Source organism: Streptomyces sp. NPDC087300 (genome assembly GCF_044744425.1).
GTDB lineage: Bacteria > Actinomycetota > Actinomycetes > Streptomycetales > Streptomycetaceae > Streptomyces.
This window is the reverse complement of the sequence record NZ_JBIUYI010000001.1, coordinates 321,366-347,269: the sequence shown is the minus strand read 5'-3', so window position 1 is coordinate 347,269 and position 25,904 is coordinate 321,366. Positions and strand designations below refer to the sequence as shown.

The 25,904-nt window shown below is 72.3% G+C and carries 24 protein-coding genes; 7 read left to right on the top strand and 17 right to left on the bottom strand.

Annotated features, from left to right (window positions below):
• Window position 1: 1 nt before the first annotated feature.
• The 5 genes from ACIO9J_RS01450 to ACIO9J_RS01430 all read right to left on the bottom strand — a co-directional run bounded on the left by ACIO9J_RS01450 (window position 2) and on the right by ACIO9J_RS01430 (window position 7,186).
• The gene (locus ACIO9J_RS01450) at window positions 2-1,048 is read right to left on the bottom strand and encodes an enoyl-CoA hydratase/isomerase family protein (RefSeq protein WP_401990706.1); all 1,047 of its coding nucleotides are present in this window, start codon (window positions 1,046-1,048) and stop codon (window positions 2-4) included.
• Window positions 1,049-1,107: 59 nt separating this feature from the next.
• A complete protein-coding gene (meaB, locus tag ACIO9J_RS01445; RefSeq protein WP_401990703.1) occupies window positions 1,108-2,100 on the bottom strand; it encodes a methylmalonyl Co-A mutase-associated GTPase MeaB in 993 nt (330 codons plus the stop codon).
• Window positions 2,101-2,121: 21 nt separating this feature from the next.
• Window positions 2,122-4,323, bottom strand: coding sequence for a methylmalonyl-CoA mutase (scpA, locus tag ACIO9J_RS01440; protein WP_401990700.1), 2,202 nt, complete (start codon window positions 4,321-4,323; stop codon window positions 2,122-2,124).
• The gene (locus ACIO9J_RS01435; protein WP_401990697.1) at window positions 4,323-6,170 is read right to left on the bottom strand and encodes a methylmalonyl-CoA mutase family protein; all 1,848 of its coding nucleotides are present in this window, start codon (window positions 6,168-6,170) and stop codon (window positions 4,323-4,325) included. The genes scpA and ACIO9J_RS01435 overlap by 1 nt, the downstream gene beginning before the upstream one ends.
• Before the next feature lie 206 nt (window positions 6,171-6,376).
• Complete coding sequence (locus ACIO9J_RS01430) at window positions 6,377-7,186, bottom strand: GNAT family N-acetyltransferase (protein ID WP_401990695.1); 810 nt, start codon at window positions 7,184-7,186, stop codon at window positions 6,377-6,379.
• Between the two features lie 345 nt (window positions 7,187-7,531).
• On the opposite strand from ACIO9J_RS01430, the gene ACIO9J_RS01425 reads away from it, so the two are divergent.
• Entirely contained in the window at window positions 7,532-7,951 is a 420-nt protein-coding gene (locus ACIO9J_RS01425) for an SAV_915 family protein (RefSeq protein ID WP_401990692.1), read from the top strand.
• 31 nt (window positions 7,952-7,982) lie between these two features.
• Window positions 7,983-9,470: a diaminopimelate decarboxylase gene (gene lysA / locus ACIO9J_RS01420; RefSeq protein WP_401990689.1), complete on the top strand. Its 1,488-nt coding sequence runs from the start codon at window positions 7,983-7,985 to the stop codon at window positions 9,468-9,470.
• Window positions 9,471-9,559: 89 nt separating this feature from the next.
• On the opposite strand, the gene purB is transcribed toward lysA, so the two are convergent.
• Window positions 9,560-11,002, bottom strand: coding sequence for an adenylosuccinate lyase (gene purB, locus ACIO9J_RS01415; RefSeq protein WP_401990686.1), 1,443 nt, complete (start codon window positions 11,000-11,002; stop codon window positions 9,560-9,562).
• 173 nt (window positions 11,003-11,175) lie between these two features.
• On the opposite strand from purB, the gene ACIO9J_RS01410 reads away from it, so the two are divergent.
• Window positions 11,176-11,388, top strand: a complete 213-nt coding sequence (locus tag ACIO9J_RS01410) for a DUF4287 domain-containing protein (protein ID WP_401990683.1) — start codon at window positions 11,176-11,178, stop codon at window positions 11,386-11,388.
• Between the two features lie 43 nt (window positions 11,389-11,431).
• Here the strand turns inward: ACIO9J_RS01410 and ACIO9J_RS01405 are convergent, their stop codons facing one another.
• On the bottom strand, window positions 11,432-12,217 hold the full coding sequence (locus ACIO9J_RS01405) for an SGNH/GDSL hydrolase family protein (protein ID WP_401990680.1): 786 nt from the start codon (window positions 12,215-12,217) through the stop codon (window positions 11,432-11,434).
• A gap of 330 nt (window positions 12,218-12,547) precedes the next feature.
• Here ACIO9J_RS01405 and ACIO9J_RS01400 point away from each other — a divergent pair, with 330 nt between their 5' ends.
• The gene (locus tag ACIO9J_RS01400; RefSeq protein WP_401990677.1) at window positions 12,548-12,832 is read left to right on the top strand and encodes a holin; all 285 of its coding nucleotides are present in this window, start codon (window positions 12,548-12,550) and stop codon (window positions 12,830-12,832) included.
• Between the two features lie 66 nt (window positions 12,833-12,898).
• On the opposite strand, the gene ACIO9J_RS01395 is transcribed toward ACIO9J_RS01400, so the two are convergent.
• The 6 genes from ACIO9J_RS01395 to ACIO9J_RS01370 all read right to left on the bottom strand — a co-directional run bounded on the left by ACIO9J_RS01395 (window position 12,899) and on the right by ACIO9J_RS01370 (window position 20,441).
• The gene (locus ACIO9J_RS01395) at window positions 12,899-13,912 is read right to left on the bottom strand and encodes a hemolysin family protein (protein WP_401990674.1); all 1,014 of its coding nucleotides are present in this window, start codon (window positions 13,910-13,912) and stop codon (window positions 12,899-12,901) included.
• Window positions 13,909-15,243 (bottom strand): hemolysin family protein, encoded by a 1,335-nt coding sequence (locus ACIO9J_RS01390; RefSeq protein WP_401990672.1) that lies wholly within the window; start codon window positions 15,241-15,243, stop codon window positions 13,909-13,911. The genes ACIO9J_RS01395 and ACIO9J_RS01390 overlap by 4 nt, the downstream gene beginning before the upstream one ends.
• Before the next feature lie 165 nt (window positions 15,244-15,408).
• On the bottom strand, window positions 15,409-15,834 hold the full coding sequence (locus ACIO9J_RS01385; RefSeq protein ID WP_401990669.1) for a GNAT family N-acetyltransferase: 426 nt from the start codon (window positions 15,832-15,834) through the stop codon (window positions 15,409-15,411).
• Window positions 15,835-15,943: 109 nt separating this feature from the next.
• Window positions 15,944-16,834, bottom strand: coding sequence for an LLM class F420-dependent oxidoreductase (locus ACIO9J_RS01380; RefSeq protein ID WP_401990666.1), 891 nt, complete (start codon window positions 16,832-16,834; stop codon window positions 15,944-15,946).
• A gap of 112 nt (window positions 16,835-16,946) precedes the next feature.
• A complete protein-coding gene (locus ACIO9J_RS01375) occupies window positions 16,947-19,511 on the bottom strand; it encodes an ABC transporter permease (RefSeq protein ID WP_401990663.1) in 2,565 nt (854 codons plus the stop codon).
• 12 nt (window positions 19,512-19,523) lie between these two features.
• The gene (locus ACIO9J_RS01370; protein WP_401990661.1) at window positions 19,524-20,441 is read right to left on the bottom strand and encodes an ABC transporter ATP-binding protein; all 918 of its coding nucleotides are present in this window, start codon (window positions 20,439-20,441) and stop codon (window positions 19,524-19,526) included.
• A 165-nt stretch (window positions 20,442-20,606) separates the two neighbouring features.
• On the opposite strand from ACIO9J_RS01370, the gene ACIO9J_RS01365 reads away from it, so the two are divergent.
• The 3 genes from ACIO9J_RS01365 (at window position 20,607) to ACIO9J_RS01355 (ending at window position 21,711) form a co-directional block, all read left to right on the top strand.
• On the top strand, window positions 20,607-20,855 hold the full coding sequence (locus ACIO9J_RS01365) for a toxin-antitoxin system HicB family antitoxin (RefSeq protein ID WP_401990658.1): 249 nt from the start codon (window positions 20,607-20,609) through the stop codon (window positions 20,853-20,855).
• A gap of 3 nt (window positions 20,856-20,858) precedes the next feature.
• Complete coding sequence (locus tag ACIO9J_RS01360; protein WP_401990655.1) at window positions 20,859-21,230, top strand: fic family toxin-antitoxin system, toxin component; 372 nt, start codon at window positions 20,859-20,861, stop codon at window positions 21,228-21,230.
• Window positions 21,231-21,348: 118 nt separating this feature from the next.
• Window positions 21,349-21,711, top strand: coding sequence for a VOC family protein (locus ACIO9J_RS01355; protein WP_401990652.1), 363 nt, complete (start codon window positions 21,349-21,351; stop codon window positions 21,709-21,711).
• Between the two features lie 26 nt (window positions 21,712-21,737).
• Here the strand turns inward: ACIO9J_RS01355 and ACIO9J_RS01350 are convergent, their stop codons facing one another.
• The 4 genes from ACIO9J_RS01350 to bioB all read right to left on the bottom strand — a co-directional run bounded on the left by ACIO9J_RS01350 (window position 21,738) and on the right by bioB (window position 25,800).
• Window positions 21,738-22,409 (bottom strand): class I SAM-dependent methyltransferase, encoded by a 672-nt coding sequence (locus ACIO9J_RS01350; RefSeq protein WP_401990649.1) that lies wholly within the window; start codon window positions 22,407-22,409, stop codon window positions 21,738-21,740.
• Between the two features lie 116 nt (window positions 22,410-22,525).
• A complete protein-coding gene (bioD, locus tag ACIO9J_RS01345) occupies window positions 22,526-23,260 on the bottom strand; it encodes a dethiobiotin synthase (RefSeq protein ID WP_401990646.1) in 735 nt (244 codons plus the stop codon).
• Window position 23,261: 1 nt separating this feature from the next.
• The gene (locus ACIO9J_RS01340; RefSeq protein ID WP_401990643.1) at window positions 23,262-24,551 is read right to left on the bottom strand and encodes an adenosylmethionine--8-amino-7-oxononanoate transaminase; all 1,290 of its coding nucleotides are present in this window, start codon (window positions 24,549-24,551) and stop codon (window positions 23,262-23,264) included.
• The gene (gene bioB, locus ACIO9J_RS01335) at window positions 24,544-25,800 is read right to left on the bottom strand and encodes a biotin synthase BioB (RefSeq protein ID WP_401990641.1); all 1,257 of its coding nucleotides are present in this window, start codon (window positions 25,798-25,800) and stop codon (window positions 24,544-24,546) included. Before bioB ends, ACIO9J_RS01340 begins: the two co-directional genes overlap by 8 nt.
• Window positions 25,801-25,904 lie beyond the last annotated feature (104 nt).

Below are 25,904 nucleotides of genomic sequence, written 5' to 3'. Positions count from 1 at the left end.
GTCAGGCCTGCGTGACCGCCCCGGGCTCCTCGAAGAAGCGGGCCACGTCCGCCTCCGTCACCTGGGAGAGCTCCGCGGGGGACCAGCGCGGAGAGCGGTCCTTGTCGACGACCTGGGCGCGGATACCCTCGGGCAGGTCGGGCGAGGCGAGCGCGGCACAGGACACGCGGTACTCCTGCGCGAGCACGGCCTCCAGGGACGGCAGTTCACGTGCCTTGCGCAGGGCGGCGAGGGTGACCTTCAGGGAGGTCGGAGACTTCGCCAGGATCGTCTCCGCTGCCTCCTTCGCGTGCCGGTCGCCGAAGGCGTGCAGCCGGTCGACGATCTCCTCGACGGAGTCGGCCGCGTAGCAGGGGTCGATCCACTCGCGGTGCGCGGCCAGTTCGCCCTCAGGGGCTGCCGTCGCAAACTGCCGTACGGCGTCGGCGGGCGCGGTGTCCGCGAGGGCCGCGGTGAACTCGCCGAGGCGCTCCGACGGCACGTAGTGGTCGGCGAGCCCGCACAGCAGCGCGTCGCCCGCGCCCACGGCCGAGCCGGTCAGCGCCAGATGCGTGCCCAGCTCACCGGGCGTGCGCGTCAGCAGATAGGTGCCGCCCACGTCCGGCACGAAGCCGATGCCGGTCTCCGGCATGGCCACCCGGGAGCGCTCGGTGACGATGCGGACGTCGCCGTGCGCGGAGACGCCGACCCCGCCGCCCATCACGATCCCGTCCATCACCGCGACGTACGGCTTGGGGTAGCGAGCGATCCGGGCGTTGAGCCGGTACTCGTCGTGCCAGAACGCGGCCGACGCCGCGCTGCCGCCCGCCCTGACGTCGTCATGGATGGACCGGATGTCGCCGCCCGCGCACAGCCCGCGCTCACCGGCGCCGGTGAGCACCACGGTGGTGACCGAGTCGTCCCGCTCCCACGCGGTCAGGGCCTCGTCGACCAGGCCGACCATCTCGTGGTTGAGCGCGTTGATGGCTCGAGGCCGGTTCAGGACGATGTGCCCGGCGCGGCCCTCGCGGCGCAGCAGGACGGGGGCTTCGCCGGAAGTGGCGTTCATGGTGCGGGTGGCTCCGTTCCTATGGGGCGTTCCTGTGAGGCGTGCCGATGGGGACCTGGTCAGGGGCGGTCGCTCTGGAACGCGTCGAGGATCCGCTCGGCGGCCGACGTCGCCGTCAACGTGCCCTCGCGGACCCGCTGTTCCAGCTCCGGCGTCACCCGCCGCACCTCCGCGTGCCCGAGCAGCCTGCCGAGCAGTTCGTCACGGACCATCGCCCAGGTCCAGTCGACCTGCTGGTCACGGCGCTTGGCGGCCAGGCGGCCCGTGGAGTCGAGCAGCGCCCGGTGCTGCTCGATCCGCTCCCAGAGGGTGTCGAGGCCGCTCGACTCGCGGGCACTGCACGTCAGCACGGGCGGGGTCCACGCGGCATCAGCAGGGTGCATCAGGCGTAGCGCGCCCGCCAGTTCACGCGCCGCCGAGCGCGCGTCCCGCTCGTGCGGCCCGTCCGCCTTGTTCACGGCGATCACGTCCGCCAGCTCCAGGACACCCTTCTTGATGCCCTGCAACTGGTCGCCCGTGCGCGCGAGGGTGAGCAGCAGGAAGGTGTCGACCATGTTCGCGACGGCCGTCTCCGACTGGCCGACGCCCACGGTCTCCACGAGCACCACGTCGTACCCCGCGGCCTCCATCACCACGATCGACTCGCGCGTCGCCTTGGCGACACCGCCGAGCGTTCCCGCCGAAGGCGAGGGCCGCACGAAGGCGGCCGGGTCGAGGGAGAGCCGCTCCATCCTGGTCTTGTCGCCCAGGATGGAACCGCCCGTGCGGGTGGACGACGGGTCGACGGCGAGCACCGCGACCCGGTGCCCGAGCGCGGTGAGCATCGTGCCGAGCGCGTCGATGAACGTGGACTTGCCCACGCCGGGCACCCCGCTGATGCCGATCCTGCGCGCCCGCCCGCTGTGCGGCAGCAGCTCGGTGAGGAGCCGCTGCGCCAGTTCCCTGTGCTGCGGCCGGGTCGACTCGACGAGGGTGATGGCGCGCGCGACGAACGCGCGCTTCCCGTCGAGGACGCCCTTCACATACGTGTCGATGTCGATCGTCACAGGCATGGGATTGAGGAACTCACCGACTCACAGTTCGTGGCCGAGATCGGCCGCCAGACGGTTCACCAGGTCGAACGCGGCGTCGGGGATGACCGTGCCGGGCGGGAAGACCGCCGTGGCACCCGCCTCGTGGAGCGCCTCGATGTCCTGCGGGGGGATCACCCCGCCCACCACGATCATGATGTCCTCGCGGCCCTCGGCGGCGAGCTCCTCGCGCAGCGCGGGGACGAGGGTGAGGTGCCCCGCCGCCAGCGAGGAGACCCCGACGATGTGCACGTCCGCCTCGACCGCCTGCCGGGCGACCTCCGCGGGGGTCTGGAACAGCGGGCCGACGTCCACGTCGAAGCCCAGGTCGGCGAAGGCGGTGGCGATCACCTTCTGGCCGCGGTCGTGACCGTCCTGGCCCATCTTGGCCACCAGGATGCGGGGCCTGCGGCCCTCGGACTCCTCGAAGGAGTCCACCAGGGCGCGGGTGCGCTCGACGGACGGCGACTGGCCTGCTTCGGTGCGGTACACACCGGAGATCGTACGGATCTGGCCCGCGTGCCGCCCGTACACCTTCTCCAGTGCGTCGGAGATCTCACCGACGGTGGCCTTGGCGCGGGCCGCGTCGACGGCGAGCGCCAGCAGGTTGCCCTCCAGGCCGGGGCCCGAACCGCGCTCGGCGGCCGAGGTGAGCGCGCGCAGGGCGTCCTGACAGGTGTTCTCGTCGCGTTCCTCGCGCAGCCGCCGCAGCTTGGCGATCTGCTGGGCCCGCACCGAGGAGTTGTCGACCGCGCGGACCTCGATCTGCTCGTCGCTGTCCACCCGGTACTTGTTGACGCCGATGACCGGCTGGCGACCGGAGTCGATCCGTGCCTGCGTACGAGCGGCGGCCTCCTCCACGCGCAGCTTGGGGATGCCTGCGTCGATGGCCTGCGCCATGCCGCCCGCCGCCTCGACCTCCTCGATGTGCTGCCAGGCGCGGCGTGCCAGGTCGTACGTCAGCTTCTCGACGTAGGCGCTGCCGCCCCACGGGTCGATCGAGCGCGTGGTGCCCGACTCCTGCTGGATCAGGAGCTGGGTGTTGCGGGCGATGCGCGCGGAGAAGTCGGTGGGCAGCGCGAGCGCCTCGTCCAGGGCGTTGGTGTGCAGCGACTGGGTGTGGCCCTGGGTGGCGGCCATCGCCTCGACACAGGTGCGGGTGACGTTGTTGAACACGTCCTGCGCGGTCAGCGACCAGCCCGAGGTCTGCGAATGGGTGCGCAGCGAGAGCGACTTGGCGTTCTGCGGGTCGAACTGCTTGACGAGCTTCGCCCACAGCAGGCGCGCCGCGCGGAGCTTGGCGACCTCCATGAAGAAGTTCATCCCGATCGCCCAGAAGAACGACAGGCGCGGCGCGAACGCGTCCACGTCGAGCCCGGCCTGCTGCCCGGCCCGCAGGTACTCCACGCCGTCGGCGAGGGTGTACGCGAGCTCCAGGTCGGCCGTCGCGCCCGCCTCCTGGATGTGGTAGCCGGAGATCGAGATGGAGTTGTAGCGCGGCATCTTCTGCGAGGTGTACGCGAAGATGTCGGAGATGATCCGCATCGAGGGCTTCGGCGGATAGATGTAGGTGTTGCGGACCATGAACTCTTTGAGGATGTCGTTCTGGATGGTCCCGGCCAGCTTCTCGGGCGCTACGCCCTGTTCCTCGGCCGCCACGATGTAGAGCGCGAGGATGGGGAGCACCGCGCCGTTCATCGTCATCGACACGGTCATCTTGTCCAGCGGGATGCCGTCGAAGAGCTGCCGCATGTCGTAGATGGAGTCGATGGCGACGCCCGCCATGCCGACGTCGCCGGTCACCCGCGGGTGGTCACTGTCGTAACCGCGGTGCGTGGGCAGGTCGAAGGCGACGGAGAGGCCCTTCTGTCCGGCGGCGAGGTTGCGCCGGTAGAAGGCGTTGGACTCCTCGGCGGTGGAGAAGCCCGCGTACTGCCGGATCGTCCAGGGCTGGTTGACGTACATCGTCGGGTAGGGGCCGCGCAGGTACGGCGCCACGCCCGGGTACGTGCCGAGGAAGTCCAGGCCCTCCAGATCGGCCCCGGTGTACAGCGGCTTGACCGCGATCCCCTCGGGCGTCTCCCAGAGCAGATCGCTCTCGGACCTGCCGGTGGACTCCTTGACGGCGGTGCGCCACTGCTCGTGCGAGCCCGCGGCGCCGTCGCCCGGCGTCAGGTCGATGGAGGAGAAGTCGGGGATCCGCATTACGCCACTCCCATGCGGTCGAGGGTGGAGGAGAGCACGGCCACGGCGTCGCAGCCCGCGAAGACGTATGCGTCGACGTCGGCGTACTCACCGCGCCCGGCGAGGAACACCCGCTCGGCGCCCGCCGACTTGAGGGCCCGCGCGACCGCTTCGGCCTGCTCGGCGTAGAGCGCGTCGCTCGAACACAGGCACGCGACCGCCGCGCCGCTGGCCCGGAAGGCCTCGGCGGCCGACTCCGGGTCCACCGTCGCGGGATCGTGCACGGCCTCGACGCCGCCCGCCTGGAAGAGGTTCGCGGCGAACGTCGCCCGCGCGGTGTGCGCGGCGGCCGGGCCGAGCGCGGCGAGGAACACGCGGGGCCGGGTGCCGGTCTTCGTCAGGTGCGCGTCGGACCGGGCGCGCAGCTCTTCGTACGCCTCGTCGCGGCGCACCCGGGGCAGGCCGCCGGTGGGCGCCTCCGGGGCCGGCTCGCGCTCCACGGCGCGTTCCGTCAGCTGCGGGAACTCGCTGATGCCGGTGATCGGTTCGCGCCGCTTGGCGAGCTTCTTGCCGCGCTCCGCCCAGGTGGCGGCGAGGCGGTCGCCGACGAGACCGGAGCGCAGGGCCGCCCGCTGGCCGCCCGCGCGCTCGATCTCCTGGAAGAACTCCCAGCCCGCGTGGGCCAGTTCGTCGGTGAGGCGCTCCACGTACCAGGAGCCGCCCGCGGGGTCGATCACCCGGGCCAGATGCGACTCGTCGATCAGGATCGTCGAGGTGTTGCGGGCGATGCGGCGCGCGAAGGCGTCGGGCAGGCCCAGCGAATGGTCGAACGGCAGGACGGTCACGGAATCGGCGCCGCCGACCCCCGCGCTCAGACAGGCCACCGTCGTGCGCAGCATGTTCACCCACGGGTCGCGGCGGGTCATCATCACCGGCGAGGTCACCGCGTGCTGGCGCTGGGCACCGGCTGACGCGGCGCCGCACGCCTCGGCGACCCGCGCCCAAAGGCGGCGCGCCGCACGCAACTTGGCGATGGAGAGGAACTGGTCGGCGGTCGCCGCGTAGCGGAACTCCAGCTGTGCGCAGGCCTCTTCGACCGAGAGCCCCGCGGCGGTCAGGTCGCGCAGATGGGCGACGCCGGTGGCGAGCGAGGCGCCCAGCTCCTGTGCGGCGGAACCGCCGGCCTCGTGGTAGGGCAGCGCGTCCACGACGAGGGCCCGCAGCCCCGGGTACTCGCGGCCGCAGAGCTTGGCCAGCTCCGTCGCGGCCGCCGGGTCCAACTCCTCACCCGTGCGCGCCTCGTGGCCGACGACATCGGCGCCGAGGTTGCCGTGCGCGGCCCCCTTGGACACGCCCGCGGCCTCGTACAGACGGAGCAACTCGTGGGCGGCGGCGTCGAATTCGGCGCCCGCGTCCAGCGCGATGGGCGCGAGGTCGAGGAAGACGCCGTCGAGGGCCCGTGCCAGACCGGAGACCGGGATGCCGCGCGCGCCGACACTCAGCCAGAGCGAGGTGACGCCGTTCTCCAGGTCACCGAGTACGGCCTCGTTGGTGCGGGCGGGGTCGGTGCCCGCGTGCCGCTGCCGCACGTCCCAGCCCGTGGCCGCGTTGCCGCCGGCCGTGCCGCCCCGTACGAAGGGGGTGAAGCCGGGGTGGCCCACATCGGGCGCGGCGTCGTGGGAGGTGTACAGGGGGCGGGTGATGAGCCCGTCCTCGAGTGCGGTGGACAGCGCTTCCTCGGCGGCCGTGCCCGATACGTCCTTACCCGACTTGCGCAGCACGCCTTCCACCAGGCGCTGCCACTGCTCATGGGTCGCATCAGGGAACTCGGCGGCCAGGGAAAGCCCGTCGTCAGGCAGGACCGTCATGCCCCGATGCTAGGACCCAACCCCTGGCACGCGGTGCCAAAAGAGGCTGTGACCTTGCCCTCTTCTGAACTCCCTTGATCTCGAACGGGCGGACGGCTATTGCTTGCCGCGGGCACCCATCGGCACATTTCGCCCCAGAGGGTCATGCGGTGACGGGGGCGTCGACGACGTTCCGGGACCTTGAGGGGGCCTTGAGAGTCGCGGGATCACACCGAGGCGTGCGAGGCCGGCCGGGGCAGCCGGGTCGGCCGAACGGCGTAATCCCCGGTGGCGTACTGGACGTACTCCCGGTGCAGCCGGAACCCGGCCGTCCAGGCGAGCAGCCGGCTCGGCCGGTTGTCGCGCCCGCAGGACCAGCTCGCGGTGCGCCCGCGCGCGGTGACGTCCGCGCACAGCGCCGTCACACAGGCCAGCGCGAGCCGCTCCCTGCGGCGCTCGGGCGCGGTGAGCACGGCGACGTCCTCGTACGCGTCGCCGACGAAGTATCCGCAGGCCACCGCCGCGACCCGGCCCGCACGGTCGAACGCGGCCCAGCCGTGCCCCGAGGCCGCGAGCCCCGAAGGCCCGCCCCAACTGTGGTGGATCCAGGCCGAGTCGTCGGTGAGCGAGGTGAGTTCGGTGAGCGCGTCGGCGTCGCGGGGCGCCAGACGGCGCACGATCACCCCGCGCGGCGGGCGCGGCGCGGCCACCGGCTCGCGGTGGACGTAGACCATGCGCTCCACCGGTACGAGGCGGTCGAACGCGGCGCCGAGCACCGGCAGGAAACGCACCGGAGCCTCCACGCGGCTGCGCGCGAACGGCGCGAGCAGGCCCGGGGTGAGGCTGTGCGGATCGCCGCCGAGCAGCACGTGGCCCGCACAGGAGACGGCGGCGACCCGCGGGGTCAGGGCGTGATCCGCCCACCAGTCGCCGACGCCGGTCGTCGCGACGTGCTCGGGCAGGGTGGCGGTCCCGGGTTCCCCCGCGCCGAACCAGCGGTGCACGGCGGGCAGCGGCTGCTGGGGAAGCTGAAGCATGGGGTCCTCCGGAGTGAGACCTTCGAGTGAACCGGGCGTGACACCGGCAGGCCCGTGGACGGCCGGCCCGCGTGGGCGTCAGCGGGTTCCCGTCCCGTCCGTCATCCAACTGGGCGGGAGGCCGCAGCTCAAGAGCGCGGCACCGGCTTTTGACACAGCACTGACGGTCGAAGGGCACGGGCGACAGCATCGCGTCAGGGCGGCGGGCCGTTGCGTCAACGTCGCGTCATGGAGGGTCGGTTGGCAGCTCGTGCCGGGCATAACGTCACCGTATGCCGCGGGAAGCCGAACGGGCCCGCGGTGTCCGACTGCGCGAGGGCGCAGCTGTCTCCATCGGAGGAACCCATGACGGAGCTCCTGTACGGCGAGGACCCCGAGCCCTGTGAACCGGGCCCGGCCGGGCCGCTGTTCGTCCCTGTCCGGCCGGGACCCGCGGGCTGTGTGGCCCGCCTGTTCCGTACACCCGTCGGCGGCCGCACCGCCGTCGCCTTCACCAGCAAGGAGCGCCTCGGCGCCGCCCTCGGCGGCACGCAGCCGTGGATCAGGCTTTCCGAACCGGCCCTGCGGGCACTCGTCCACCCGCTCGGCGTCGGCGGCGTGACCGTCGATCCCCGGCTGGCCGCGCACCCCGTCGGACCCCCGCCGCTGCGCCCCGGTGAGCGGTACGCCGCCGCCTGGCGGGACTGGGACCCACAGGCGGTGGGCGCCCTGCGCGTCACCTGCGCGGCGGGCCTGGTGGGCGCGCTGACGCAGTGGATCGGCTGAGGACGAGGCGAGAGGCGAAAAGAGACCTGTCATGACCACCCTGCACGTACCCCCCTTCCCGTCCCCCGGCCCGGCGACGACGCCGTCGGCTCCATCGGCGCGGACCGAAGCGGCGGCCCCCACGCTCCCTCTCCAGACGGCCCCCGCTCCTTCTCCGCGGACGGCGCCCGCACCCCCCGTCGAGACGGCACCCGACGCCTCCGGGACCGCGTACCCGTCCGACGAGGAGCTCTCCGTCTGGCCCGCCTCCACCGCGCCCCTGGCGCACGGTGACATCGCCGTGGGTGGCGTACCGCTCACCGAGGTCGCCGACCGCTTCGGCACCCCCGCCTACCTCCTGGACGAGGGCGAGGTGCGGGCGCGCTGCCGCGGCTATCTGCGCGCCTTCCCCGAGGCCGAAGTCCTCTACGCCGCCAAGGCGTTCCTGTGCCGCGCCATGGCGCACTGGATGGACGAGGAGGGCCTCGGCCTCGACGTCTGCTCCGCGGGCGAGCTGGAACTCGCCGTCACCACCGGGTTCCCCGCCGAGCGCATCGTGCTGCACGGCAACGCCAAGAGCCCGCACGACCTGGCGGCCGCGCTCCGGCTCGGGGTCGGCCGCATCGTCATCGACAGCGCCTCGGAGATCACCAGGCTCGCCGCCGCGGTGCCGAGCGGCAGCAGGCAGAAGGTGATGGTCCGGGTGGTGCCGGGCATCGCGGCGGGCGGCCACGCCAAGATCCGCACGGGTACGGACGACCAGAAGTTCGGCCTGTCCATCACGGACGGCTCCGCGCAGCACGCCGTCGCCCGCATCCTGGGCCAGCCCGCGCTCGAACTGGTGGGCCTGCACTGCCACCTGGGCTCGCAGATCACCACGGAGAAGCCGTTCCTCGCCGCGGTGCGCAGGCTCGTCGGGCTGATGGCCCGGATCAAGGAGCAGCACGGCGTGACGCTGCCCGAGCTCGACCTCGGCGGCGGCCACGGCATCGCCTACCGCCCCGGCGAGGACGCCCTCGACATCGCCTGCCTCGCCCGCAAGGTGCGGGCCGAGCTGATCGAGAGCTGCGCGGCGGCGGGCCTGACCGTGCCGCACCTCATCGTGGAACCGGGCCGTGCCATCGCGGGCCCCTCCGGGGTGGCGCTCTACCGGGTGCTCGCGGTCAAACGCACCGGCGGGCGGACCTTCGTCGCCGTGGACGGCGGCATGAGCGACAACCCGCGGCCCGCGCTGTACGGGGTGCGGTACGTGCCCCGCCTGGTCGGCCGGCGCTCCACGGCCGACGCCGCGTCCGTGACCGTGGTGGGGCGGCACTGCGAGGCGGGCGACGTCCTCGCGACGGACGTGCCGCTGCCCGGGGACGTACGACCGGGGGACCTGCTCGCCGTCCCGGTCGCCGGGGCCTACCACCTGTCGATGGCCTCCGGCTACAACCTCGTGGGCCGCCCGCCGGTGGTCGCGGTCACCGACGGGCACGCCAGGCTGCTCGTCCGGCGCGAATCCCTGGAGGACTTCCGCAGCAGGGACGTCGGTCTGTAGTCAGGGACGCCGGTCCCCGGCGGGGGAGAACGCGCGAAGGCCCCGGGGCACCATGCCCCGGGGCCTTCGGCGATGCGGTGGGAGAACCGTCAGAGGATCGCGCCCGGCGCGTACGCCGCCGCCTCGGGGTGCTGCTTCAGGAGCGCCTCGATCTGCGCGACGACCGTGGCGACCTGGTCACCCGCGGCACCGGTGAAGGACAGCTTGTCGGCCATCAGCTCGTCGAGCTGCGCGCGGTCCAGCGGGATGCGCGAGTCGGCGGCGAGCTTGTCGAGCAGCTCGTTGCGCTCGGCGCCCTGCTCGCGCATGGCGAGCGCGGAGGCGACCGCGTTCTCCTTGATGGCCTCGTGGGCCTCCTCGCGGCCGACGCCCGCCCGCACCGAGGCCATCAGGACCTTGGTGGTGGCCAGGAAGGGCAGGTAGCGGTCCAGCTCGCGGGCGACGACGGCCGGGAAGGCGCCGAACTCGTCGAGCACCGTCAGGAAGGTCTCCAGGAGACCGTCGAGCGCGAAGAACGCGTCGGGCAGGGCGACCCGGCGTACGACGGAGCAGGAGACGTCGCCCTCGTTCCACTGGTCGCCCGCCAGCTCGCCGGTCATCGAGGCGTAGCCGCGCAGGATGACGGTGAGGCCGTTGACGCGCTCGCAGGAGCGGGTGTTCATCTTGTGCGGCATCGCGGACGAGCCGACCTGGCCCGCCTTGAAGCCCTCGGTCACCAGCTCGTGCCCGGCCATCAGGCGGACGGTCTTGGCGATCGAGGACGGCGCGGCGGCGACCTGCACGAGCGCGGTGACCACGTCGTAGTCGAGCGAGCGCGGGTAGACCTGGCCGACCGAGGTGAACGCCGACTCGAAGCCCAGGTGCGAGGCGATGCGCTGCTCCAGGTCGGCCAGCTTCGCGGCGTCGCCGCCGAGCAGGTCGAGCATGTCCTGGGCGGTGCCGACCGGGCCCTTGATGCCGCGCAGCGGGTAGCGGGCGATCAGCTCGTCGAGGCGGCGGAAGGCGACCAGGAGCTCGTCCGCGCCGGTCGCGAAGCGCTTGCCCAGCGTGGTCGCCTGGGCGGCGACGTTGTGGGAGCGGCCCGCCATGACCAGCTCGGCGTACTCACCGGAGAGCTTGCCGAGCCGGGCGAGGACCGCGACGGTGCGGTTGCGGATGAGCTCCAGGGAGAGCCGGATCTGGAGCTGCTCGACGTTCTCGGTGAGGTCGCGCGAGGTCATGCCCTTGTGCACGTGCTCGTGCCCGGCGAGGGCGTTGAACTCCTCGATGCGGGCCTTCACGTCGTGCCGGGTGACCTTCTCGCGCTCGGCGATGGAGGCCAGGTCGACCTGGTCGAGCACGCGCTCGTAGTCGGCGATGGCGGCGTCCGGAACCTCGATCCCCAGGTCCTTCTGCGCGCGCAGCACGGCAAGCCAGAGCTGACGCTCCAGCTTCACCTTCTGCTCGGGCGACCAGAGGGTGGCGAGCTCGGCGGAGGCATAACGTCCGGCGAGGACGTTCGGGATACGGGGCTTTGCAGGCGCAGCAGTCACGTGCACGGAGTTTACCTGGCCTCCGACCTGCGCTTTGACCGTCCCTACAGCCCGTATGGGCGCGATCGTTGGAGCATCGTCCAGGGGATGTCACGGAGCGTGGACCGTCCGCTACGCGAGTGAGCGGATGCGTGCGGGGCCGCGTTGTCAGTGGCGGGTGCCATGCTGCCGCCATGACTGAAACCGTGAAGGGCCCCGCGAGCTACTTCCCTTCGATCGAGAAGAAGTACGGCAGGCCGGTGGCCGACTGGCAGGACCTCATCCGCACCTCGCCGCTGACCAAGCACATGGAGCTGGTGGCCTGGCTGAAGACCGAGCACGGCATCGGACACGGCCACGCCAACGCCCTGGTGGCGCACACCCTCGCGGAGGACGCGGGCAAGTAGCCGGGGCAAGGAGCCAGGACGCAGGGCCCGGGTGCGGCTCCTCCTACGGCCTCTCGGTCGACCCCTCGTACGGCAGGAGTTCGGGCCGCTTGGGCGGGCGGCCGTCGCCCGAGGAGCGGCCCGTGAGACGGCGGCCGATCCACGGCAGGAGGTGCTGCTTGGCGAACCGGGCGTCGGCGACGCGGCGCGCGGCCCAGCGCGGCGGCACCGCGGCGGGCAGCGGCGTGCGCCAGTCGTCCTCGGGCGCGTAGCCGAGCGCCTGCCAGACGGCCTCGGCGACCCTGCGGTGGCCCTCCGGCGTGGGGTGCAGCCGGTCGACGTCCCACAGGCGCTGGTCGCCGAGCACGTCCGCGCCGTAGAGGTCCACGACCACCGCGCCGTGCCGGTCGGCCAGGCCGTCGATGTGCGCGAAGAGCTCCTCCATGCGCGGCCGGAAGCGGTGCATCACCGGGCCGTTGCGGCCGGGGCTGCGCATCAGGACGAGCTGCTTGCAGGCGGGGGCGAGACGCTCGACGGCCTCGTCGAGCAGTCCGCGCACACGGTCCATGTCGCACTTGGGCCGCAGCGTGTCGTTGAGCCCGCCCACCAGGGTGATCACGTCGGGCTGCATGGCGGCCGCGACGTCCACCTGCTCGTCGACGATCTGGCCGATCAGCTTGCCGCGCACCGCGAGGTTCGCGTAGCGGAAACCGGGCGCCTCGGCGGCCATCCGGCCGGCCAGGAGGTCGGCCCAGCCGCGGTAGCTCCCGTCGGGCAGCAGGTCCGACATGCCTTCGGTGAAGGAGTCGCCCACCGCGACGAGACTGGTGTAGTTGGCATTCATCTGCATGGCGGAAGCGATCGTATCCCGCCGGGGCGCGAGGCGGACGGGGAGTACCGGGTCCGAGCGGGCGCCGGTCCCGACGAGCCCCGCCACCACTGCCTCTCGGCCCGTCGCCACGTGGGACCTGCCGGTGGGGGCGTCGCGGGTGCTCGCGGCCTGAGGCACACGGGGTGGCCGCCTCTCCGCCTGCCGCGACCGCCACTCCGCCCGCCACCGCCGGCTCTCCGCCCGTGACCGCCGCCGCGACCGCCCGCCGAGACGTCGCCGGATCTGGGCAGGACGGTGGGACGGCGGTATGTCATAGGCACGCCGTCGTCACGAGAGAGCGAGCCCGCCATGTGGACCGCAGCCTTCTGGAAGGCCACCGCGGAGCGTGCGATCCGCACCTTCGCGCAGGCGCTCGCCGCCGTCCTGGTCGCCGGGGCGACCAGCCTCCTCGACGTCCCGTGGGGCGCCGCCTTCGCGACGGCGGGCCTCGCGACGCTCCTCGCGGTCCTGACGGCGGTCGGCGCGTCGGAGGCGGGCGCGAAGGGCCCCGGCATCACCGAACGTCCGACGACGGCGAAGAGCAAGGCGGCGACCCCCGAGGCGGCGGACGGAACCGCGGCCGGCGCTTCCTGACAACGGGCCGCGCATCCCCCTCGGTCCTACGGGCCGCACACCCCCTCGCCCACACGGGCCGATCGGTCACACGGGCTGGCCGAACAGCTCCCTGAGCACGTCCTCCATGGTGACCATCCCGGCGAGCCTGCCGTCCGAGCCGAGCACCGCGGCCACGTGCGTCCGGCTGCCGCGCATGGCGGTCAGAACGTCGTCCAGCGGTGTCGTCTCGCGGACCTGGGCGATCTTGCGCATGTCCGGGATCCGGAACGGCAGATCGCGCGGCGACCGGTCAAGGGCGTCCTTGACGTGCAGATAGCCGACGATCCTGCGGCCCTCGTCGACGACGGGGAAACGCGAGAACCCGGACTCGGCCGAGAGCTGCTCCAGCAGTTCCGGGGTGACGCCCACGCGCGCGTAGACCACGTCCTGCAGCGGCAGCACCACGTCCCTGACCGGGCGGCGGCCCAGTTCGAGCGCGTCGTGCAGTCGCTCCTGCGCACGGTCGTCGATGAGGCCCGCGTCACTGGAGTCCTTGACCATGCGGGCCAGCTCGTCGTCGGAGAAGCTCGCGGACACCTCGTCCTTCGCCTCGACGCGCAGCAGCTTCAGGAGCCCGTTGGCGAACGCGTTGATCGCGAAGATCACCGGGCGCAGCGCCCGTGCGACCGCCACGAGCGGCGGACCGAGCAGCAGCGCCGTGCGCACCGGCTCGGCCAGCGAGATGTTCTTGGGGACCATCTCGCCGAGCAGCATGTGCAGATAGGTCGCCACGGTCAGCGCGATCACGAAGGAGATCGGGTGGATCAGGCCGTGCGGGACGCCCGCCGCGTCGAAGGCGGGCTCCAGGAGATGCGCGATGGCCGGTTCCGCGACGATGCCGAGGACGAGGGTGCACAGGGTGATGCCGAGCTGCGCGGCGGCGAGCAGCGCGGAGACGTGCTGAAGGCCCCACATCACGCTCTTCGCGCGCTTGTCGCCCTCCTCGGCGTGCGGCTCGATCTGGCTGCGGCGTACGGAGATGAGCGCGAACTCGGCGCCCACGAAGAAGCCGTTCACGACGAGCGTCGCGAGGCCGATCAGCAACTGGACGGCGATCATCGGGCATCCTCCTCGGACTCGTCCGCGGTCAGGGGGGCGTGCAGCAGCACGCGCGCGGCGCGTCGCCCGGAGGCGTCCACGACGTCCAGGCGCCAGCCGCCGACCTCGACGCCGTCGCCGACGGCAGGGATCCTGCCGAGTTCGGTGGCGACCAGGCCCGCGAGCGTCTCGTAGGGGCCGTCCGGGGCCCGCAGGCCGACCCGCGCGAGCTGGTCGGTGCGCGCGGCGCCGTCGGCGGAGTAGAGCGTCCTGCCGTCGTCGTCGGTGCCCGCGGCGGCGATGTCGGCCGTCTCGTGCGGGTCGTGCTCGTCCCGCACCTCACCGACGACCTCCTCGACGATGTCCTCCAGCGTGGCGACCCCCGCCGTGCCGCCGTACTCGTCGATGACCACCGCCATCGTTCGCTTGCCGGAGAGCCGGTCGAGCAGCCGGTCGACGGTCAGCGTCTCCGGTACGAGCAGCGGCTCGCGCATCAGCTCGGCCACGGGGTAGCGGGCCCTGCGCTCGGCGGGCACGGCGAGGACGTCCTTGATGTGCGCGACGCCGACCACCGAGTCGAGGTTGCCGCGGTAGACGGGGAAGCGGGACAGGCCGGTCGCGCGCGTGGCGTTCGCGACGTCCTCGCAGGTGGCGTGCACGTCGAGGGCCATGACCTGGACGCGCGGCGTCATGACGTTCTCCGCGGTCAGGTCGGCGAGGTTCAGCGTGCGCACGAACAGCTCGGCGGTGTCCGCCTCCAGCGCCCCCTCCTTGGCGGAGTGGCGGGCCAGCGCGACCAGCTCCTTGGGGCCGCGCGCGGAGGCCAGCTCCTCGGCGGGCTCGATGCCGAAGCGGCGCACCGAACGGTTCGCGGTGTTGTTCAGATGCGCGATGAACGGCCGGAAGGCGGCGCTGAACAGGCGCTGCGGCGTCGCCACGCGCTTGGCGACCGCGAGCGGCGAGGAGATCGCCCAGTTCTTGGGCACCAGCTCGCCGATGACCATCAGGAACACGGTCGACAGGGCCGTGCCGATGACCAGGGCCACCGAGGAAGCGGCCGACGCGGGCACGCCCATGCCGCGCAGCGGGCCCGCGATCAGCTTGGCGATGGACGGCTCGGAGAGCATGCCGACGACCAGGTTGGTGACCGTGATGCCGAGCTGGGCGCCGGAGAGCTGGAAGGTGAGGTTCTTGACGGCCTTGAGGGCGCCCGCGGCGCCGCGCTCGCCGCGTTCGACGGCCCGCTCGAGCTCGCTGCGCTCGACCGTCGTGAGGGAGAACTCCGCCGCGACGAAGACCCCGCAGGCCAGACAGAGCAGCACCGCCACGAGGAGCAGGAGCACTTCGGTCATCGGGTCACCTCCGTCCCATGATCGGGCAGGGGCGGGAGGAACGCGCGATGTCGGGTACTGGGAGGCTCGCCCATGGGCGGACGCTCACACCTTTCCGTGGAGACGAGTGGTCCCACCATGTTAATTCCCCGGCAGGACCGCCCCGGCGCCCGGCGGGCCCGCCCCTCAGCCGACGAGCGGTTTGACCCAGCGGCTCCACTGCGGCTCGGGCGCGTAGCCCGCCGCGCGCCAGGCGTGCTGGGCGAGTGCGTTGTCGTCCAGGACCATCGCGTCGCCGCGGCGCCCGCCGAGTCGTACGAAGCGTTCCTCGGCGGCCCCGAGCAGCGCGGCCCCCACGCCCTGGCGCCGCCGTTCGGGGTGCACGGCGAGGCGGTAGAGGTGACAGCGCCAGCCGTCGAAGCCCGCGATCACCGTGCCCACGAGCTCGTCCGCGCGCTCGGCGAGGATCAGCGCCTCGGGGTCCCGGTCGACGAGCCGCTCCACTCCGGAGCGGTCGTCGCTGATGCTGGTGCCCTCGGCGGCCACCTTCCAGAAGGCGAGCACGGCGTCGAGATCGTCGGGCGTCGCGGCCCGAATCCGTAGATCGGTCATGGCGGCATCCCATCACCGGCAGGGGCCGTGCCGCGCGGGATTTTCGGCATGTGGACGCGGGGTACGCCGACGTCGGGCCAGGGAGCCGGAGGCCGCCTTCGACTCCCCTTCAACTTCCCTTCAGTTCCTCGATGACCGGACCGAACGCCTCGAAGTACGGCTCGAGGACCGTGATGTACGAGAAGCCGTACCGCTCGCGCTGGGCGCGCAGCTGATCGGCGATCTGACGCACGGTGCCGATCAGGAGGATCGGGAGTTCCAGCGCGGTCTCCTCGGTGAGGTGGGGGATGTGGTCGACGACCGGGCGGATCGCCGCGCGCCGGTCGTCGGTCACCTCGACCAGCTGGATCAGCAGGTTCAGCTCGGCGGGTGCGGCGCGGCCGGCGGCGAAGCGGTGGTAGGCGGCGATCCGCTCGTCGAGTTCCTCGGCGGTGAGGTGAAGGAGCTTCCCGCTGTCGTCGCCAGGGACCGACCTGGCCCCGGTGAACGCCGCGATGTCGGCGTGTTCCGCGGTGAGCCGCAGCATGCGGTCGCCGTTGCCGCCGATGAGCAGAGGCGGGCGGGGCTTCTGGAGCGTCTGCGGCTGGTGTTCCTCCGAGGCGAGGAGCTTGTCCAACTCCCCGACGGTGCGCCGGAGATGGCCGACCCGTTCGCCCGGCGAGCCCCAGGGCAGACCGGCCGCGTCGTGCTCGGGCTTGACGTAGCCGGTGCCGAGGCCGAGTTCGAGCCGACCGCCGGTGAGGGCGTCCGTGGTGGCCACCTCGCGGGCCAGGAGCATCGGGTTCCAGAAGCCGGTGTTGAGGACGAACGTGCCGACTCTCGGCCGGTCCGTGACCTCCGCGGCGGCCACGAGCGCGGGGAACGGCGCGGGCGCCCCGAGGTGGTCGGGGACGAGGAGCACGTCGTAGCCGAGCGCCTCGGCCTTGCGGCACTTCTCGCGCCAGTCGTCGCCCGTCGTCAGGTGGGTCAGGTTGACGCCGAAACGGAATGGCCGGGTCATGAACTCTCCTCGCGCGTTGTGAACGTGCTTGCTGGTGCGGGCAGTTCATCACCGGGCCGGTCCGGCCGCCAACGAATTCGTACGAAGCCGGCGGCTGCCGCCCCTCGGTGCCTCACTCGTGCGCGATCGCCGCGAGCACGTTCATGCGCGACGCCCGCAACGCGGGCAGCAGCGCGGCCGCGAGGCCCACGACGACCGAGCCGATCACCACCGCGACGATCGTGCTCCACGGGATCGCGAGTTCCTTCATGCCCTGGAGCGCCAGGACTTGCTGCACGGCGACGCCCCAGACCAGGCCGAGCGCGAGCCCGAGCACGGCCCCGAACACCGCGATGACCACTGATTCGAGGCGGATCATCCGGCGCAGCTGGCGCCGCCCGAGGCCGATGGCGCGCAGCAGGCCGATCTCGCGGGTGCGTTCCACGACGGACAGGGCGAGCGTGTTGACCACGCCGAGCACCGCGATGACGATCGCCAGGCCGAGCAGGGCGTACACGAGGTAGAGCAGCACGGCGATCTGCTGGCGGATCAGCTCCTTGTAGTCGGCCTGGTCGCGGACCTGGACCTGCGGATAGGGGTCGAGGGTCTTCTCCAGACGCTCGCGCAGGGTGTCCGCGCCGGTCCCGGAGGCCGCGTTGACGTACAGCGCGGAGTCCTGGCCGTCCGGCACGTACTTCTCGACCGTGCCGAACCCGACGAAGAGACCGCCCTCGACGCCGAAGCCCTCGGCCGTGTCCTGGTCGGTGAGCGCGCCCACGGTCAGCTTCGCCGTACGCCCGCCGGGGAAGGTGGCGGACAGTTCCTGGCCCATGCGGACCTTGTGCTTCGCGGCGAAACCGGCGTCCATGCCGATGTGGTCCGCGGCGAGCGCGGCCCGCGAACTGCCCGCCTTGTAGGGGATGTGGGCGACGTCGTCGAGCTGCGGATCGTAGCCGGAAGCGGTCGTCTTGACGTCCTTGCCGTCGGGCGTCGCGAGCTTGATCGGAGTGAAGCGCTGGCGTACGACGAGGCCCGCGCCCTCGGTGTCCTGGACCTTCTCCGTGATCTCCTGCGGGAACGGCATGAAGTTGCTGTTCTGCACGACGAAGTCCGCGCCGAGCGTCTTGTCGATCTGCCGGTCGAACGACTTGGTCATCGACGCGCTCGCCACCGAGAGGCCGCCCACCAGGGCGAGGCCCACCATCAGCGCGGCGGCGGTGGCGCCGGTGCGGCGCGGATTGCGCAGCGCGTTGCGCTGGCTCATCCGGCCGATCGAACCGAACACCGCGGGGAACGCGCCGCCCAGGACCCGGATCACCGGGCGCACCAGGAGCGGTCCCGCGATGACGGTGGCGATCAGGGTCAGTACGACACCGAGCGCGAGCAGCGACGCCGCCGACGCGGTCTTGTCCGCCGTCGCGCAGCCCACGAGGGCGGAGGCGCCGGCCGCCGCGACGACGGCACCCGCCGCCGCCCGTACCTTCAACGGCCGCCCCACACCGGCGATCTCGGCGTCCGCGAGCGCGGCCATCGGCGAGACGTGCGCGGCCCGGCGCGCCGGCAGATACGCGGCGACGAAGGTGACGCCGACCCCGACGACGTAGGAGATGACGGGCGTCGCCCAGCCGACGACCATCTCCGTGGACTTCAGGTTCATCCCGAGCAGGCTCATGAGGTTGATGAGCCCGAGGGCGAGGCCGATGCCGGCGGCGAGACCGAGCGTCGAGCCGATCAGCCCGAGCAGCAGCGCCTCGATGAGCACCGAGCGGCGCACCTGCCTGCGGTCGGCGCCGAGCGCGCGCAGCAGGCCCAGTTCGCGGGTGCGCTGCGCGATCAGCATCGAGAAGGTGTTGACGATCAGGAAGATGCCCACGAGCACGGCGACCCCGGCGAAGCCGAGCATCACGTACTTGATGACGTCCAGGAAGCTGCCGAACTCGGACGCCGCGGAGTCGGCTTCCTCGGCTGCGGTCTTGACGTCGTAGCCGGTACCGAGGTCGGCGGCGATCCTGCGCTTGAGCGTCGTGTCGCTCACGCCGTCGGCCGCGGTCACTGAGATGCCCGTGGCGCGGTCCGTCGAGCCGAGCAGCTCGCGCTGGGCGGATGCGGTGTCCAGGAAGACGAGGGCGGCACCGGGGTTGGTGGTGGTGAAGGTGGCGATGCCGACGACCTTGACCTTGAACGAACCGGGGCGCGCCAGCACGGTGAGGGTGTCGCCGATCGCCACGTCCTTCTTGTCGGCCGTGTCCGCGTCGAGCATCGCCTGACCCCGGGCGCGCGGCGCGTGGCCCGAGGTGAGCTCCACGGGGCTGCGGTCGGAGGGGTACCAGTTGGTGGCGATGGTGGGCGCGCCGGTGGTCGGCCCCACCGATTCGTTCTCGCGGTCCACGACCGTGATGTTCTGGACCTGCGCGTCGACGCGCGCGTCCGCGACCCCTGCGACCTTCGCGATCCGCTGCCGGAGGCTTGCCGGCACGGTCGCCGTCTGTCCGGAGGGCACCGCCTCGTCGAGGTCCTCCTTGGGGGTGACCGTCACATCGGCCGACGTCGAGGCGAAGAGCCGGTCGAACGTGCGCGTCACGGTGTCCGAGAAGATCAGGCTGCCCGCGACGAACGCGACCGAGAGGATCACGGCGAGGGCGGAGAGCAGCAGCCTGCCCTTATGCGCGAGGAAGCTCCTGAGCGTCGCCTTCAGCACGGCGCGACCGCCTCAGCCCTGCTCGGTCGCGCCGCCGGCGGGACCGCGTGCCCCCGGATCCGGACCGGGACCCGAATCTGGACCCGAATCCGGACCGGGACCGGTGCTCCGATGCGAACCCGCACCCGCACCCGCACCCGGGCCCGGCGTCACGCTGTGCAGCGAGTCGAATCGCTTCATGCGCTCCAGCACGGCGTCCGCGGTCGGCCGGGCCATGTCGTCCACGATCCGCCCGTCGCCGAGGAAGAGGACCAGGTCGGAGTGGGCGGCCGCGCCGGGGTCGTGGGTCACCATCACGACGCTCTGGCCGAGCTGGTCGACCGCCTCGCGCAGGAAGCCGAGCACTTCGAGCCCGGCGCGCGAGTCGAGGTTTCCCGTCGGCTCGTCGGCGAAGATCAGTTCGGGTTTGGAGGCGAGCGCGCGGGCGCAGGCGACGCGCTGCTGCTGTCCGCCGGACAGCTGGGCGGGCCGGTGCTTGAGGCGGTCCCGCAGGCCCAAGGTGTCGATGACGTGCTCGAGCCACTCGCGGTCGGGGCGCTGTCCCGCGATGTCCATCGGGAGCGTCATGTTCTCCAGGGCGTTGAGCGTGGGGATGAGGTTGAAGGACTGGAACATGAAGCCGATGCGGTCCCTGCGCAGCCGGGTCAGCTCGCGTTCCTTGAGGCCGGTGATCTCGGTGTCGCCGAGCCACACCTGGCCCGCCGACACGTTGTCGAGCCCGGCCAGGCAGTGCATCAGTGTGGACTTGCCCGAGCCGGACGGTCCCATGACGGCGGTGAACCGCTCGCGGGCGATGTCCACGTCGACCGAGTCGAGGGCGAGCACCGTCATCTCGCCCGAGCCGTAGGCCTTGGTCAGACCGCGGGCGCGGGCGACGACGGCGGTGGGTCCCGAGTGACCGGTGAGCGGTGCCGAAGCAGGTGTGGACAAGGCCGCCTCCTGGGTTGTGGCCGTCCCAACTCCCGTAATCCCGCCGAGAGTAGTGGGGTATACAGGGTGTCCGGTATCCCTCCGAGGTCGGGCCCCGAAACGCATGTAAGGGACAGGGTTCTGGCACCCTTGCCGGTGCTAGCGTTCCGGCGCTAGCTTGGCAGCATGGCGAAGACTCAGTTGAACGTTCGGGTGGACGAGGACACCGCTCGGGCCGCGCGGGAGCGCGCCCTGGCCCGGGGCATGAGCGTGAACCGCTACATCGAGGAACTGGTCAAACAGGACGCGGGCGAAGTGGGACACACCTTCGTCGAGGCCGCCGCCGATTTCATGAAGCAGTACGAATCCGTCTTCGCCGAGGAGTTCGGCCCCGAGCACGAGGGCAGCCGCCCGGTGCGTGAAGGTCGTCGCTGAACGTTGAACCTCAGAATCGATCTTGCCTGGCTGCTCATGATCGCCGAACACAAGACCCCGGGAGACCCGCAGGTCACCGACTGGGGAGCCCTCGTCGCCGCCGTCAGCAGGCACGAGGCGGAGATATTCGGCATGCCCGTCTACGAGACCCCGCACGACCGCGCGGCGGCCCTGCTCCAGGTGCTGCTGCACATCCCCGCGCTCGAACGCTCCAACGCGCTCTTCGCCTCGTCCGTCGCGTACGCCTATCTCGTCTCCAGCGGACTGAAGGTCGTCACCTCGCCCGAGCAGGTGCGCGACCTGGCCCGTCTGGTGAAGGAGGACGGCGCGAGCGTGCACGCCATCGCGGACCAGCTGCGGCTGTGGAGCCTGTGAGCCGGTGACGGGGCGGGCGCGGCGGGACCGATGAGTTCTCGCCCCGGTACGGGTCAGCACCGATGACCGGCCGCGCGCCCGCACCCGGGCCCGGCACCCGCCCGTCGGAGGAGAACCCGTGCCCGCCACCATCCAGCCGATCATCGTGACGCCCGACGTCGACCACCTCGTGTCTTTCTACCGGGAGCTGCTCGGGGCCGAGGTGGCCGAACGCACCCCGGAGGAAGGCGAGGTCTTCTTCGTCCTGCTGACCTTGGACGGCTCCGAACTGGGCATCGTCGCGAACGCCGCCGCCGCGACCGGCACACCGGGACGGATCCTCCTGAGCGTGCGGGTCGAGGCGGTGGACGACCTGCTCAAGCGCGTGGAGCCGCTGGGCGGCACGGTGCTCGGGGAGCCCAACGACATGCCGTGGGGACAGCGCGTCGCCCACATCAAGGACCCGGACGGCAACGCCGTCAACCTCACCCAGACCATCTGAGACTCTCGCCGAACACGCCCCGCAGGTCAGGAGGCTTCCGGGCGGCGTGCGGTGCCGAGCACGCAGTACGACGAAGGGAGCCGCGGCCCCTTCGCGGGCACCAGGAACCGGCGGTACGAGCCGACCTCGAAACCCGCTGCGCGCAGGGCCGCCAGGGGGTCCCGCCCGACGTGACAGCCGCCGAACAGGGGCGGCCACACCGTGCGGTCGAGGATCCGCTGGGTGGTCGCCATCAGCGTGCCCGGCGCCTTGCCGTGCTCGAAGAAGCGGAGCTGGCCGCCCGGCCTGAGCACCCGGCGGATCTCGGCGAGCGCCCTCGGCACGTCACGCACGCTGCACAGCACGAGCGAGAGGACGGCCGCGTCGAACGCCTCGCTCTTGACCGGCAGCGCCTCCGCGGCACCCGGCACGACGTCGACCGGCACGTCGGCCCGCAGCGCGGCGGAGGCCGCGAGCCGCCGCAGCACGCGCTCCGGCTCGATCGCCACGACCTCGGAGACCGCGCCCGGGTAGTACGGGAAGTTGAGCCCGTTGCCCGCGCCGACCTCGATCACCCGTCCGGACAGGCCGGTGAGCAGCTCCTTGCGGTGGGCGCCGATCACGGGCTCGGCCGCCACGCTCTGCCGGGCGTAGAAGCGGGCGAAAACGGGGTGGTGCACGACGTCCCGTGACACGGGCCTGGGGGAGCGCGGCGACATGAACCCTCCTCGACGGAGCGAGCGGATACCGCAATGGTGCCCCGGCGGCGGGCATTCTTCTCCTGCCGACGGCGTCCCGTTCCCGGGACCGTCCCCCCCCCCCGCGGCCCTCGTCGCTATCGCTCCAGCGCCCTCGGCGCCTCCCGCTCCGTGAACGCCGCCGCGTCCCACGTGCCGCCCAGCTCGGGGGAGAGCCAGCTCCCGGCCGCCGCACGGAACGCGGCGCCCGCGAGGGACCCCGCGCCCTCGGGGAGCGCGCCGAGGAGCGGTGTGCCCGCGTCCTTCGGCAGGTCCGCGAGGTTGCAGCGGGACGCCAGGTCCGGGGCGGCGGGCCAGCTGCCGACCAGCGGGCCCAACTGGCGTACGCCGCGCGCCCGCAGCGCCTCGGCCGTCAGCGCCGTCGAGTTGAGCGTGCCGAGGCCGGCCGTCACGACCATCAGGACCGGCGCGCCGAGCAGCCGCGCGGCGTCCGCGAGGGTGCCGCCCTCGTCGTCCAGGCGTACGAGAAGGCCGCCCGCGCCCTCGACGAGGACCAGGTCGTGCTCGGTCGCCAGCTTGGCCGCCGCGTCGGCCACCTGCTGCGGACGGACCTGCGCGAGACCGGCCCGCCGGGCCGCGACGTCCGGCGCCAACGGCTCGGGATAGCGGGCGAGTTCGAGGGTGGTGATGTCCTCGCCCGCGAGCCGCGTCACCTCCCGCGCGTCGCCGGGATCGCCGGGACCGACGCCGGTCTGCGCAGGTTTGAGCACGGCGACGCTGCGCCCGGCCGCGACGGCGACGGCGGCCACCGCGGCCGTCGTCACCGTCTTGCCGATCTCCGTGCCCGTACCGGACACCACGATGACGGTCATGTCAGCCCTCCTTCGCCGCCGCGCACACCGCGCGCGCGATCCGTGCCACGTCGTCGTCACCCGTGACGAACGGCGGCATCGTGTAGATCAGGTCGCGGAAGGGCCGCACCCACACGCCCGCGCGGACCGCCGCGTCCGTGGCCGCCGCCATGTCCACCGGGTGATCGAGCTGGACCACGCCGATCGCCCCGAGGACGCGCACCTCCTTGACGGCGGGCAGCGCGGTCAGCTCGGCCAGGCCCTCGCGCAGGCCCGACTCGATGCGCTTGACCTCGGTCTTCCAGTCCTGCCCGAGCAGCAGGTCGATCGAGGCACCGGCCACCGCCGCGGCCAGCGGATTGCCCATGAACGTCGGCCCGTGCGCGAGGACGGGCACCTCGCCCCGCGAGATGCCATCGGCGACGCGTGGCGTGCACAGCGTCGCCGCCATCGACAGATAACCGCCGGTCAGCGCCTTGCCGACGCACATCACATCGGGTGTGACACCGGCGTGGTCGGCCGCGAACAGCTCGCCCGTACGGCCGAAGCCCGTTGCGATCTCGTCGAACACCAGCAGGACGTCATGGGCGTCGCACGCCTCGCGCAGCGCGCGGAGGTAGCCGGGGGAGTGGAACCGCATCCCGCCCGCGCCCTGCACCACCGGCTCGACGATCACGCCCGCCAGTTCGTCGGCGTGCGCCCCGATCAGCTCGTGGAGGTGATCGGCGTACGACTCGTCGTACGCGTCGAAGCCGCTCGGTGGCGCGTCCGCGAACACCTGCTGCGGCAGGACGCCCTGCCACAGCTCGTGCATGCCCCCCTCGGGGTCGCACACGGCCATCGGCTGCCAGGTGTCGCCGTGATAGCCGCCGCGCCAGGTGAGCATGCGGCGCTTCTCGGGGCGGCCGAGCGAACGCCAGTGCTGCAAGCACATCTTCACCGCGACCTCGACCGCCACCGAACCGGAGTCGGAGAGGAAGACGTGCTCCAGGCCCGCGGGCGAGATGTCGACGAGCCGCTTGGCCAGCGTGACCGCGGGCTCGTGCGTGAGCCCGCCGAACATCACGTGGCTCATCCGGTCGAGCTGGCCGCGCACCGCGTCGTTGAGGACGGGGTGGTTGTAGCCGTGGATCGCCGACCACCAGGACGACATGCCGTCGATGAGCTCGGTCCCGCCGTCCGCGAGCCGCATCCGTACGCCGCTCGCCGACTCGACGACCAGGGGTTCCTGCCGACCCGGCATCGGCCCGTAGGGGTGCCAGACGTGCTGCCGGTCGAGCGTGAGCAGCTCCGTGGTGGAGAGGTCAGGCATTGGGCGCCAGGTCCGTTCCCGCGCCCCGGCGGCGTACCGCCACCAGATCCGTGCGCGCCTCGTTGGCCCCGGCGGTCGTCGCGGGCTCCGGCGTGGATTCGGTCCGGGGCTCGGCCGTGGCCTCGGAGCTCCCGCAGGGACCGCAGCCACCCGCGTCGTGCGACCCGCACGCCGCGTCCTCGTGCGAACCACAGCCACCCGCACCGTGCGAGCCGCAGCCCGCCGCCGCGGCCGCTGCCGCGTCCACCCGGTGCTTCGGCAGCGTCACCTGGTCGGTGCCCTCCACCTCGAAACCGGCGTCCGCGATCATGTCCAGGTCCGCCTGGCCCGCCTGGCCCTCACTGGTCAGGTAGTCGCCAAGGAAGATGGAGTTGGCGAGGTTCAGGGCGAGCGGCTGCATGGAGCGCAGATGGACCTCGCGGCCGCCCGCGATGCGCACCTCGATGTCCGGGCAGACGAAGCGCGTCATGGCGAGGATGCGCAGGCAGCGCTGCGGCGTGAGGTTCCACTCCTTGGCGAGCGGCGTGCCCTCGAAGGGGATCAGGAAGTTCACGGGCACGGAGTCCGCGTCGAGTTCGCGCAGTGCGTACACCACGTCGACCAGGTCCTCGTCGCGCTCGCCCATGCCCGCGATGAGCCCCGAACAGGCGGAGAGACCCGCCGCGTGCGCCTTCTGGACGGTGTCGACCCGGTCGGCGTACGTATGCGTCTTGGTGATGTCCCCGTACGTGGCCTCGGACGTGTTGAGGTTGTGGTTGTACGCGTCGGCGCCCGCGCCCCGCAGGCGCTCCGCCTGGCCGTCCGAGAGCAGGCCGAGACAGGCGCACACCTCGACGCCCTCGTTCTGCTCCTTGACCGCGGCGATGGTCTGCGCGACCCGGTCGACGTCCCGGTCCGTCGGCCCCCGGCCGCTCGCCACCAGGCAGACCCGCTTGGCGCCGCCCGCGACCCCGGCGGCCGCCGCCTGTGAGGCCTCGTCGGGCTTGAGCCAGGTGTACTTGAGGATCTCGGCCTTGGAGCCGAGCCGCTGCGAACAGTACGAACAGTCCTCGGGGCACAGGCCCGACTTGAGGTTGACCAGATAGTTGAGTTTCACCCGTCGCCCGAACCAGTGCCGCCGCACCTTCCCGGCGGCGGCCACTACGTCCAGGAGATCGTCGTCGGAGCTGGCCAGTACGGCCAGCGCCTCTTCGCGGCTCGGCAGTTCGCGCCGAAGCCCCTTCTCCACCAGCGTGTTCAGCAGATCCATGGCGCTGATCCTTACGTACGGCGACCCCCCTGGCCAAGGAGAGTTCGCACAACAGAAACGGTTTGAGGTGTGGGTATTGCCACACCCTGGCCGGGTGGCCGGGC